We start from the raw sequence: 11,068 nt of genomic DNA on the forward strand, positions 1-11,068 counted from the left end.
ACCCGCTATAAAGATGTGGGGGTATAAACCTTGGGAATGAGTCCGTTTGGAGGTTCTAGGAGGCTGTCAGGGGGCGTGCCTAGCGTGAGCGTAATGGTACGCCCCCTGACAGCCTCCTTAAATTTGAGGAAAGTAGGGGAATGTTTTGAAGGATAAAGTTAAAAGCAAAAAAATTCAAATAGGAATAGCTGTTATATTTGGTATTTTAATTACGTTGATGGGTGGGGGTAAATTTATGATTTATTTTGTTATAGCCGTTTTGTTTTTCTTTATGGGCAAAAAGTACTCGGATGTATGGAAGCTCTATCATGATTGGAAGTTAGCTATAAAAGTAAATACCGTTCAATTTTCATCGAAGCAAATGGAACTTTTAGTCAATGAAAATAAGACTTTAAAGGATGAAATTTCGTCAGCAAATCAAAGATTACAGGTTTATCAAATGACTTCTGTAAAGGCGAGTGATTAGTTATGACAATATCTATTGTTACAGGTTTGCCGGGCTTCGGCAAAACATTGAAATTATGTGAATTTGGAATTAGAGCAATGGCGGCAGGAAAGCATGTTTATGCAAATTTTCCGATGTGGAATTTTCCTGATCCTAAGTTTAACGATTTATATCATCGCTATAACGATCCTATTGAGGTTTTAAGTAATCCAGATATAAAAAACAGCTTAATACTCATGTCTGAGGTAAATATTCTTTTGTCGCTTCGCAAGATGTATCAAATACCTGATCACCTTTGGGATGATTTTCGTCAGCACAGAAAAGACGGAAATAATATCATGGCCGATGCTCAGGATATGATTGATGTTGCTTGGATGTTTAAAAATTTAATTCAATATCAATACCACATTTACATGAAATTGGCTTTGCCTAAAAAAAGAGATTTTTTGAATGGTCGTGCTTTTCAACTTGTACGAGTCAAGAACCCTCAACCAAAGGGAATGGATTATGGTCGACGTTATTGGGTTTATAATCCTGTATATTTTAATTATTACGATACGAATTTTAAATTAGAAAAATCAAAGAAACATTATGATACCGCACAAGAAATTATTCAGTCTCCTTGGGCTGATTATGAGAGAGAGCAATATAGCCGGCTATTATTTACGAAGTAAAAAATATATTTACAAAGTAAAAAATTCATGGTAAAATTTACTTAGTAAATATATTCCGGAAGGAGATTTCTAAGATGAATCAAACCGCCAATCATAGGATGCTTTTTGGTCAAAAAGAATTGGCTGATTTGCTTGGCATCACTAAACAAACTTTGTACGCTCGTTTAAAAAATGATGGTGGTCATATGTGGGGTAAGGAAGTTCCTGAGCCTGCTTATGTGGTATCTGCCACTAAGCTTTGGACATATGAACAGATTGAGGAAAAGATAATGGATTCATCGCCTTATAGTGATTGGTTTAAGGCTAAGGAACGTTTTTACAAGCTTGGACAGGTTGATATATTCGAAGCCATTAAAAAGGCTCAGAAGGGCGGCTGATGGCTTTTGATTATCTGCACAACTTGTAAAATGGCAACGATAGTATCTTTTATGGATGGATATGCTTGTGAACGTTGTGGTAGGCGATTTAAGGACGGTAAGACGGTTGTCAATAGAGGTAGAGACACAAGAACTATGAAACGCCTTATAACGGTTTCTGAGCGTTCTGGTGAGGTGGATATGGAGACGGGCGAGATCCTTTATGTTGAATCAAAGCAGAATAAGCAGTATACACCAGAAGAGCTTAAGTATTATCGAATGCAAGACATTACGAAAAAGGTAAAAAAGTACAAGGTGGGTGGTGAATATGTGTGACACCGATCTACTGGGAGCAATTGGGTTATTTTTTTCTATTGATGGTTTTTGGGGTTCCTCTTTTTTGGTTGTTTGTTGGGATTCCTCTTTGTAGATGGTTTGAAAATCAACTATCAAAGTAAATAGGGGGCTTTTCATATGGAATTAAGAAATATTTTCCAACCGATTATAGGATTGTTTTTAATGTCTTTATTAATAATTGGTGGATTATTTGGATTAAGTTATTTGGTCGATGGTTTTAAAGAAGCTCAAGCTGATATGGATGCAAAATCAAGATTTGTTTCTGTTAATGAAAATGGTATAAAGACGGTTACGGATAAAGAAACAGGATGTAAATATATTCAAGGTATATGGGATACCGCATTAACGCCTATGCTTGATGAAAAAGCGCAACCTGTTTGTGGTAAGTAACAAAAATGGTTTGAAATTATGAATCTTTGAAAGATGTTTCTTCTATTCTAGATATATTAGAATTATCTCGGGGCGCGATATTTTTAAAAACGCCGTAGTGATGCGGCATTTGGGGTTTTTGCTTTAACACATTAAAGCGTTTGGGGTGGTCAATTGAATATCGACATTGATTCAATAAAACTAGACTTCGAGTTTCTTAACTCGGTGGCTACGAATGTCGATTATAACGAACAAATTTTGGGTTACTATGCAGCTTTGATTGCTGAGGTAGATGAGAAATTAGATGATGATGCACGTTATGAACATTTGCGTGAATCTGTGGCTTCTAAGTCGGTTTCGTTTATAGATTATCAGGTATCTTCTCATCTAAGGCAGACTAATAAACAGCTTTATAGGAAACTGGAAACAATGTTCTGTTGTAATGACAAATGGTTTTTTGATGTTTATGAAGAACAAAAGGTGAAAGATTTTCAGAAAACTAATTTGTGTCGTGATAAGTTTTGTAATAATTGCAAAAAAGTTGGACAGGCGTCGAGAATGGCAAGATACATACCTGAAATAGAGAAGTACGTTCATTGTAAAAAAATTCATTTGGTTCTGACTGCTCCAAATGTTAATGGTGTTGATTTGAAGGATACTATTAAGATTTATTTCAAATGTTATGCTAGATTGATTGAGTATTTAAAAGGCAAGGAAGTTATAAAGGGGTATGATTTTTCCTCATGGGGCTACGAAGGTGCTGTAAGGTCATTAGAAGTAACTTATAGTGGTGATTCTTATCACCCACATATACATTCTCTCTTGTTGATGAATGAGGGTTTTGAGATAGGTAGTAAGTGTATTAAAAATGCTTTTTCCAAAAAGAATGGTCGCATTCGTAGAAGGTTTTCTGAAAAAGAAGAATTGATACAGAAGATTTGGTATTTACTTGTTAATGGGGTTAGGGTGAATAAGAAGAATATAGAAGATTTAGACTTAGGTTATAGCTGTATGATGGATGAATTTAAGGAAGGCGATTATCACGAGTTGTTTAAGTATATGACGAAGGGTAACGGTTCTGGTAATTCTGATGATGAGGATGCATTCATGAGTTTTGATAACTTTAAAATTTTGTACTTTGCTCTAATGAGTGTTAGGCAGATTCAAGGTTATGGTTGTTTGTACCACATTGAAGATACAGGTATAGAAGAAAAGTTTGATGAAGTATATGACTCTTTGATTGAACAGCTTCGGGAAAAAGAAAAACCCCGCGTAGCTACGCAAAGCCCGCGGGATTCCATTTACGATATTGGACAATATCGCTTAATCTCTCGTAAGAGATATCATTCTTACCTAAGAACATTATATCAGGCAGAAAGTGCCGCGACAACGGTAAACATTGTCGAACAGTTAGAATTTACTGAGAAGGGTCAGTAGTTTTAGGTTTATTATTATTATTTTTTGAAGGAACAATTTTTAAAGAGTCTGCAATTATTTTATTTTGTTTTTCAACTTGATCTTTTAATGAATTGATCTGGCCATTGAGTGTAGCGGCTTCGATCTGTGTAGCCTGAGCTAATGCTTGGGCTTTTTTTGTTTCTTCTGAGGCTGATTTTTCGGCATTGTGTGCTTTTTCTAAGTTTTCAGATAATAATTTAACATCTGCTTTGTGTCGTTCTTCAATTGCAATTTTTTCATTATTGATTTTTGTGATTTGGCTATGTAATCCTTCGCATTCTTTTTTGTGATTTCGATTAGTTTCCTCCAGGAGATTTCTGCTCGCTTTTTCGCTTTGTTTTAAATCCTCAATATGACGAGCATTTGATTCAACTTGTACAGTTAGTTTAATTACTTGGTCTGTTTCGTGCTGTAGCATATTTCGAGTAGTTTCATGATTTTGTTTTTCGATTTCTAATAATGTGTTTGTTTCTTTAAGCAGCTCCTCTACTTTTTCGAGTTCCGCGGCTAATTGATCGGCGGTTTCTGCTGTTTCCTTTTGTTGCTCCTCCATTTCTTTTTTCACTTCTTCTAACGCTTCGCGTTCTCCTCTAAGGCGTTCATTAGCCATTTCAATGGCAATATTCCAAATTTGCGTCGTGAATGCGTCTAATCGGCTTTTAATCGCTTCTGGTGCTTCTTCTTTGATGTCTAGTTCGTCTACTTTTTGCGTTTCTTTCCATTTTTTAAGGTATGTTTGGATAGTGCTATAGCTTCCGCTACCTAATTTTGTTCGGATGTCCGGTACACGTGGAGTTTTTCCCTCTAAATCAATTTCATTAGCCGCTTTAAATACCATTTCTTCTGTTATTCTGCTCATTTTTATCATTTCCTCTCATGTAATTTCTTAATTTCATTATAACATTTTACATTACATATTACAAGTGTAATATTACATAATTACATATTACATTACATTACACTAATTACATTACATTTATTACACTTGTCACTATTCAACAATTATTGATATGCTAAAAATAAAAACATTAAATGATTTATTGGGGTTGAATCATGCCGCGTCAACGGCTATCAGAAGATGAACGCAAGGAAAACGTTAGAATTAGGCTTAAAGCAAAGGTAATACGAGATTTATTGTTAGAAGGTAAGCTACAAGAGGTTATAGAGCGGATTATTGATGAATATCTAAAAAAACGAAGATTGTAAATTTTATCAAATTTTTTTACACTAAAAATGCATCGCGAAAATGTGTTCCCATAAAATTTCAAAAAAATAGGACTTGCGCATTATTAAATCTAGTAGTAATGTATGAATTATCGAAAAACTAGTACCCAGTTTTTCCAAATAAATGTATGAAAAAGCCCTCCGTCAACTTGGCGGGAGCCGGAGGGCTTTTATTTAGAGAACTAGGAATTTATCTCCTGATCTCTACATGCTTAGTATAGGTGTACCCATGTACATGGTCAATACCTATATTTCACATGTTTACCAAAAACCGCCATCTAATTTGATTGGCGGTTTTTTATTTTTTAATTACAAAATTAGGAGGAATTTTGTTATGGCATTGGTGCGAATTGAAGGTATGTTTATGGGCGCGAACCTTAATCAGAGTAATTTTGATGGGAAACAGAAGGTTTCCGTACAGGTTGATCTCTATCAAAAGAACTCTCCAGAGAAGAACAAGGCAGTTGCTATTAAAACAGATGATTTGGAGCAGCTCTCTTATTTTAATCAAAACTTCGAAGAGGGTTCTATGGTTGAGGTTCTTTGCACAACTAACGCGTATAAGAATGAAACTTACTACAAATTGGTTAGGGTACTTGGGGAATCAGCTTAATTACACTAATTTTACTTACTTGCTATCATTCACTTACTTTTGTTTAGCCGCCCTTCACTCCCTTAATACAAAAAAAGGTTTAAGCCTAACTCCTTAAACAAACGTAGAACGGAGTCCCAACTTCCCGTAGGGAAATCCTTTGGGACGGCGTGAAGCAGGGCGACGAATGTAAATCGTTAGCGCGAAGCGGTTTTTTTCGAAGGGCGAAGCACCACGGCTTTAATGCCGTGGGCAAGCCCGTAGAGAAAAAACAAGGGGAGGATATTATTTCGTGCGTTGTCCAATATCAGGAATAGTCACAGGATTTAGGATGCATAAAGGGGATAAAAATTCTTCTGATTATGGAGAATTGGATATTTTGCAAGTTGGAACTAAAGACTACAAATCTCATCTTGAACATATTTACGTTCAGGATTTGGATTTGATAGAACAGCTTTTAACAGATTATTCGTCCGGTTCGCTTCGTTGGATAAATACGTTTTGTCAACGGATTCCGAACGGTAGAGAAACGGTGTTTTTGCTTCAAAAGATCTTTGATATGTCTGAGGATGTTATACCTGTAGAGGATGGTTTGTAATGACAGAAGCGGATTTTCAGAACCAAGTCATAGAGTATTTAACCGCTATGAATGAGGTGCAAGTTAAGCAACTACATTACACCATTATTTGTTGCTTTTTCCTTATGCTACTTACTGGTTTTTTTATTGGTTATATAGTCGGGAGGAAGCGATGAAATGACGTTTTATGATTCATTTATCCCTTTAGTTGTTGAGGGTTGTGTGCTTTCTGCTGTTATAGGTTTTTTTATTCGCCTATTTGATGATCGGGGGGGTATTTAAGCCTTGGAGGATATGAAGTTTTTTGCTATTGCGTTATTGATTGGTTTTTTTGTTGGGATATTTAAACTGATTATGAATCGGGGAGGTTAGAGATTGAAAAAGTTATTATTTTTGTTCATGACGATGATGATGTTTTTTTCAATTTCTAATCATTCATATGCGTCTGATCCTGATGTCAAAATAACAGGTTTTACTTATTCAGGTTCTTGGCATGCGGCTTATGCGTCAACGCGGTCAATGGATAAACTTTTTGACGGTACGGTATCCTCAACTTGGGATCAAAACGCTGATAGTATTACTTCTGGAGATTATGTTCTGGTTGATTTCGGAAAAAAGTTGCATCTAGGTTATTTAAATTTTTATTTATTGGGTGCTTTTAATCCTGGAAATTTAGAGGTGTCTTTCTCAGATAATGGTGTTGATTTTACGTCTTTATGGTCAGATGTTATTAACATAGATAGTTTAGCTCCTCAAACACGTTCTTTAAATGTTGATGCAAGATTCCTGAAAATAAAAAAAATGGATTCCGCTCGTACTTATATTGGTGAAATAAATTTTTATGGTTCTGCTATTGATATTATTCCTCCAACTACTCCAGTTAATTTAATTGGCACATCAGGTGTTGAAAAAATTACTTTTTCATGGGATTCATCTACTGATAATTCTGGTGTTGCAGGATACAATCTTTATAAAAATGGAGTGAAATTTAATAGTTCTCTAATTACTTCAACTTCATATATTGCGACTGGTTTTCCAACGGAGACAAATTATAGTTGGCAAGTTTCTGCGGTTGATACGTTCAATAATGAATCCGCATTATCTTCTTCTGTTATAGTTTCTGCCATGGGATTGCCAATAAAACCTACACTATCATATGATTCGTTAACTAAAGAGTCGGTACGCTTAAAATGGGATTTGTCAGCTTCGACGTATGAGGTTTATCAGAATGGTACGAAAATTGATTCAACGATTTATTTGTTTGAGCACATAAATAATTTAATTCCTAGTACAAACTATTCTTTTTATGTTGTTGGTATAGATAAATACGGACGACATACGCAATCGGATTCGATAAGTATTAAAACGCTTGATCCTGATCCTAATGTTCCATCAGTTAATGTTACGGCAAAAAGCTATAATTCTTTTTCAATAGCTTGGGGTAATGATTCGTACACGCAAGACTATACGATTTATTTAGATGGTACACAAGTATCAAATCAAACGGGTACAACTTATGATTTTACAGGATTGACAGAAAATACAATTTATAACTTTACGGTAAAAGCTAATGGGTTTAACAGTGTTTCAAAAGCATCTACTTTATCGGTTAAGACTGACTCGAAGCCTGTTCCAACAATAACGAATGGTCAAATTGATTCTGGTTCATCACCTACAACCAAGTCATTATCTTATACTTCAACTGGTGGGGTTACTGAGGTTCAGGTTTATATTAACGGTACTTTTATGGGAACTTTTCCGGCATCACAGAATCCGATTTTATTGGATGTATCAAGTTTGAGTGGGATGACTGGTAATATTAAGATTCTTCCAACAGATAGTGGTGGTGTTCCTTTTACCTTTACTTCACCATTAGTGAGTTCAGGGGATACTTATTTTGATGAACTTATGTCTACTTGGATCTCTGGATTTGGTTTGTCAAAGAGCGCGTTTAGGTATATTGCTTTATCATGTATACCTTTAACGATACTTGTTGCTTTGTTCTTTTGGTACAGACATAAGTTTTATGGTTTCTTCGGTAAAGCCAAGACGGTTAAAACGGATATTAAAGAAGAAGCGAAATCAAATATAACTTTGTCCCCTGATTCTGGAACATTTTCTAAGCTTGTTTATAAGCAGTTATCTAAGATCGCTCAGACTGATAAAGTCAATTCTTCAAGGGCGAGTCCATTGGAGAAAAAGACATTTAACAATCAAATGCGGATTGTTAAACGTGAGTTTAAGAAGGTTCCTATAGGTGTTATGGGAATGGGTGGAATCAAGTATAAGCCTGATTTTACTTATGAACGTAATGGCGTTCAGTATAAGCAAGTCTATGAAAGAGGAAAAGGTCAGTATTATAAGCCTAAAGATTTTCAGAATCAAATGAAACATGTGAGTAACCAGTTTAATGCTGTTAAAACATCATTTACTGGCTCAAATAAATCAAAATTCAAATGAAAAGGTGGAATCATCCAATGAAATTAATGACAATCGGTAGAAAGCTTAATGAAGTTAAAGGAAGAGTTATGGGTGTAGTTTATAAGCACCCGAAATTAACGGCTACAGTAATGGGTGCTACTTCCATTATGGCGGCTGAAGGGCATTCATTTGCGGCAGCTCCTTCGACTGGGGATACGGATGTTGATGCGGCTTTGACAGCAATGGGCGGTGGTTTTACAACTGCTAAGAGTGGTTTTGCTTGGTTGGCGCTTGCGGCTGTTCCTGTAACGATTCTTGTTGTCGTGTTCTTCTGGATTCGTGGTAAATTCAAACATGCTGTATCTGGTGCTTAATAAAAAGCTAAGACGCGTATGTGGGGGCTTAGGGCTTATAACAGTCCTAAGCCTTTTTTTACATACAGTTGCATATGCCGCTGATTATCCTTCATTCGGACCTCAGACGTATCAAAATCATAAGTATTATTACTTTGGAGATGGTACTTATTCGAAAACGAGTAGACAGGGTATTGATATATCTGTGGATGGATCTTCTGTGAGTTATCAGAGTGTTAAAGCTACGGTGACAATGGACTGGAATTTGATTATGGATAGGGGTATAACGAAGTTCGTCGTTCTGGCCAACGGTGTTAATGTTGATGAGTTTGAACCCTATTTCGATTATAGTGTTAGTCCACCAGTTTATAAGGAATATTATTATTTGGATATTAACGTAAGTGATCAATATATTGGTTCTGATGTATATTTTCAAGTCGTTGCGTTACATCAGGATAATATAAACACGACAAACGGTAATGTATGGACTGTTGGTTGGTCTCAAGAATCTCCTACGTTTAGATTGAAACCTTTACCAGTAACGGACAGTGATACTCATGGTTGGCTACAAGCTATTTATGAATTATTGGAGCAAATTAAGGCTAAGCTTGAGGAAATAAAAACGTTAATTGAAAATTTATTTACACCAAGTCCTCAAGCGGAGCAACGGTTGGATAATGCTATTAATAATTTGCTTGAAAAAATGCCTATGCAAAAGATGGCTGAGCAAATGGATGAGACAAACGAGGAATTACAAAGGACGCTTAGCCAGTTGGAACAGCCGCATAGTAGGTTGACTCTCGGGGGAAAGATTCATTTTTTGTATGATGAGAATGGGAATTCTATCGATGGTGAGGGTTATGATTTTATTGATTTGACTGAGTATCGAGAACAAGTAAGAACGTTTAGGATAATTGAAGAAGCGGCTATATGGGTTTTTTTCATATATGGATTAATTCGTATGTTAACTCCTAAAGCTACTGTTTAAAGGGTGTGTTTGATAAATGGATTTTATTTATAATAAGTTATCTGGCATTTTAGAGAGATTTGGAGCTAGTATCCCAAATTTTGAGTTGCCCTTTAATCGACTTGCTGAATTTATGGCAGTTTTAAACCCTCATTTGGCACAGGCTAATATTTTGTTTCCGGTGGATGCCGTAGTTACTATATTGATTATTTTGGGGGCTGTGAGGGCTGTTTTGCTTGTTATATGGGGTATTGAATTTGTGAGGAAGATGTTGCCTTTTTAAAAAAAGTGAGGGTGGATGGCTTTATGGAGATTCTAAAGCATATTGAATGGCTTAATGGTTGTGATTTGGATCCAAAAAAATTTTATATTGATTTAAAAAACAATGTTTTAGTGGAATATCCATATGGGAACGGTAATGGAACGGCTAGTTTACTTAATTTTGCAATGGGAAGGAATAGTTATTTTCAGTCGGGTGTTATATCACCCAATGTGATTATAGGTCGATATTGTTCTATTTCACATAATGTTCATTTGGGTGCTTCTCAGCATCCGATGGATTATTTATCTACAGGGATTTTGAATATGGATTTTGATATTAAAGGGATGGTTTCGCAAACGGATTATACGGTAATTGGATCAGATGTTTGGATCGGTTTAAATGTAGTTGTTATGAATGGAGTAAAGATTGGTCATGGCGCAGTGATTGGGGCAGGTGCGATTGTAACAAAAGATATACCTCCATATGCGGTTGTGGGTGGTGTTCCTGCAAAAATTATAAAGTATAGATTTGAACAAGACGTTATTGATGAATTGTTAGAATCAAAATGGTGGGAATTTGATCCTGTGGAAATTGAGTATTTGCCTAAGCAAAATATCAAAGCATGCATTGAATATTTTAAGGTGAAGAGGGCGGCTGAAAAGTTAAAATGACAATGAAAAAAATCATTTTTATATCTCTAGCAGCTTTGTTATTGATTGATATATTTTTTGCTGTAAGTAGTCGTAAGGATATGTTTATTGATCCTGTTGTAATTACAAATAAGAGATGGTATTGAGGGATTTACTGTAGCGTTTTACATCGTAAATTTAACCTGGCTAATGGGGGTTTTATATGGGGGAATTATCATGGGAGATTTTCGGCTATTTTTGGAAATTTGGTGGAATATTTTTTTTGATATGGCTTATTAAAAGGCTAATACGCATGTTTGGACCCGCTATAAAGATGTGGGGGTATAAACCTTGGGAATGAGTCCGTTTGGAGGTTCTAGGAGG

Annotated in this window: 14 protein-coding genes; 13 read left to right on the forward strand and 1 reads right to left on the reverse strand. The window is 35.7% G+C overall.

Going from position 1 to position 11,068, the window contains the following annotated elements; all coding sequences use genetic code 11:
- Positions 1-145 precede the first annotated feature (145 nt).
- The 6 genes from ABRS97_RS27540 (at position 146) to ABRS97_RS27565 (ending at position 3,638) form a co-directional block, all read left to right on the forward strand.
- Positions 146-466 (forward strand): hypothetical protein, encoded by a 321-nt coding sequence (locus tag ABRS97_RS27540; protein ID WP_367819378.1) that lies wholly within the window; start codon positions 146-148, stop codon positions 464-466.
- Between the two features lie 2 nt (positions 467-468).
- Entirely contained in the window at positions 469-1,119 is a 651-nt protein-coding gene (locus ABRS97_RS27545) for a hypothetical protein (protein ID WP_367819379.1), read from the forward strand.
- Positions 1,120-1,193: 74 nt separating this feature from the next.
- The gene (locus tag ABRS97_RS27550) at positions 1,194-1,496 is read left to right on the forward strand and encodes a hypothetical protein (protein WP_367819380.1); all 303 of its coding nucleotides are present in this window, start codon (positions 1,194-1,196) and stop codon (positions 1,494-1,496) included.
- Positions 1,497-1,631: 135 nt separating this feature from the next.
- On the forward strand, positions 1,632-1,811 hold the full coding sequence (locus ABRS97_RS27555; protein WP_367819381.1) for a hypothetical protein: 180 nt from the start codon (positions 1,632-1,634) through the stop codon (positions 1,809-1,811).
- 138 nt (positions 1,812-1,949) lie between these two features.
- Positions 1,950-2,222, forward strand: a complete 273-nt coding sequence (locus ABRS97_RS27560) for a DUF6440 family protein (protein ID WP_367819382.1) — start codon at positions 1,950-1,952, stop codon at positions 2,220-2,222.
- 153 nt (positions 2,223-2,375) lie between these two features.
- The gene (locus ABRS97_RS27565) at positions 2,376-3,638 is read left to right on the forward strand and encodes a protein rep (RefSeq protein ID WP_367819383.1); all 1,263 of its coding nucleotides are present in this window, start codon (positions 2,376-2,378) and stop codon (positions 3,636-3,638) included.
- Here the strand turns inward: ABRS97_RS27565 and ABRS97_RS27570 are convergent.
- Positions 3,619-4,518: a DNA-binding protein gene (locus tag ABRS97_RS27570; RefSeq protein ID WP_367819384.1), complete on the reverse strand. Its 900-nt coding sequence runs from the start codon at positions 4,516-4,518 to the stop codon at positions 3,619-3,621. The two genes, ABRS97_RS27565 and ABRS97_RS27570, sit on opposite strands and share 20 nt — an antisense overlap.
- Positions 4,519-5,217: 699 nt before the next feature.
- Here ABRS97_RS27570 and ABRS97_RS27575 point away from each other — a divergent pair.
- From ABRS97_RS27575 to ABRS97_RS27605, 7 genes are all read left to right on the forward strand, one after another.
- Positions 5,218-5,496, forward strand: coding sequence for a hypothetical protein (locus ABRS97_RS27575; protein ID WP_367819385.1), 279 nt, complete (start codon positions 5,218-5,220; stop codon positions 5,494-5,496).
- A 271-nt stretch (positions 5,497-5,767) separates the two neighbouring features.
- Positions 5,768-6,073 carry a hypothetical protein gene (locus ABRS97_RS27580; RefSeq protein WP_367819386.1) on the forward strand — a complete coding sequence of 102 codons (306 nt, stop codon included), beginning with the start codon at positions 5,768-5,770 and terminating at the stop codon, positions 6,071-6,073.
- 354 nt (positions 6,074-6,427) lie between these two features.
- Entirely contained in the window at positions 6,428-8,512 is a 2,085-nt protein-coding gene (locus ABRS97_RS27585) for a fibronectin type III domain-containing protein (protein WP_367819387.1), read from the forward strand.
- A 17-nt stretch (positions 8,513-8,529) separates the two neighbouring features.
- Positions 8,530-8,847 carry a hypothetical protein gene (locus ABRS97_RS27590; protein ID WP_367819388.1) on the forward strand — a complete coding sequence of 106 codons (318 nt, stop codon included), beginning with the start codon at positions 8,530-8,532 and terminating at the stop codon, positions 8,845-8,847.
- Positions 8,828-9,814, forward strand: coding sequence for a hypothetical protein (locus ABRS97_RS27595; protein ID WP_367819389.1), 987 nt, complete (start codon positions 8,828-8,830; stop codon positions 9,812-9,814). The genes ABRS97_RS27590 and ABRS97_RS27595 overlap by 20 nt, the downstream gene beginning before the upstream one ends.
- Before the next feature lie 16 nt (positions 9,815-9,830).
- Positions 9,831-10,076 (forward strand): hypothetical protein, encoded by a 246-nt coding sequence (locus tag ABRS97_RS27600; RefSeq protein WP_367819390.1) that lies wholly within the window; start codon positions 9,831-9,833, stop codon positions 10,074-10,076.
- A 23-nt stretch (positions 10,077-10,099) separates the two neighbouring features.
- Positions 10,100-10,726, forward strand: a complete 627-nt coding sequence (locus ABRS97_RS27605; protein WP_367819391.1) for a CatB-related O-acetyltransferase — start codon at positions 10,100-10,102, stop codon at positions 10,724-10,726.
- The last annotated feature ends 342 nt before the right edge of the window (positions 10,727-11,068 follow it).

Origin of the sequence: Paenibacillus tabacirhizosphaerae (genome assembly GCF_040812395.1) — a bacterium.
Classification (GTDB): Bacteria; Bacillota; Bacilli; order Paenibacillales; family NBRC-103111; genus Paenibacillus_E.

Excerpts from the sequence above, each read along its gene's own strand:
- ABRS97_RS27550 (WP_367819380.1), top strand. The coding sequence starts at position 1,194 with ATGAATCAAACCGCCAATCATAGGATGCTTTTTGGTCAAAAAGAATTG.
- ABRS97_RS27575 (WP_367819385.1), top strand. The coding sequence starts at position 5,218 with ATGGCATTGGTGCGAATTGAAGGTATGTTTATGGGCGCGAACCTTAAT.
- ABRS97_RS27560 (WP_367819382.1), top strand. The coding sequence starts at position 1,950 with ATGGAATTAAGAAATATTTTCCAACCGATTATAGGATTGTTTTTAATG.
- ABRS97_RS27595 (WP_367819389.1), top strand. The coding sequence starts at position 8,828 with ATGCTGTATCTGGTGCTTAATAAAAAGCTAAGACGCGTATGTGGGGGC.
- ABRS97_RS27555 (WP_367819381.1), top strand. The coding sequence starts at position 1,632 with ATGAAACGCCTTATAACGGTTTCTGAGCGTTCTGGTGAGGTGGATATG.
- ABRS97_RS27600 (WP_367819390.1), top strand. The coding sequence starts at position 9,831 with ATGGATTTTATTTATAATAAGTTATCTGGCATTTTAGAGAGATTTGGA.
- ABRS97_RS27590 (WP_367819388.1), top strand. The coding sequence starts at position 8,530 with ATGAAATTAATGACAATCGGTAGAAAGCTTAATGAAGTTAAAGGAAGA.
- ABRS97_RS27570 (WP_367819384.1), bottom strand. The coding sequence starts at position 4,518 with ATGAGCAGAATAACAGAAGAAATGGTATTTAAAGCGGCTAATGAAATT.
- ABRS97_RS27545 (WP_367819379.1), top strand. The coding sequence starts at position 469 with ATGACAATATCTATTGTTACAGGTTTGCCGGGCTTCGGCAAAACATTG.
- ABRS97_RS27605 (WP_367819391.1), top strand. The coding sequence starts at position 10,100 with ATGGAGATTCTAAAGCATATTGAATGGCTTAATGGTTGTGATTTGGAT.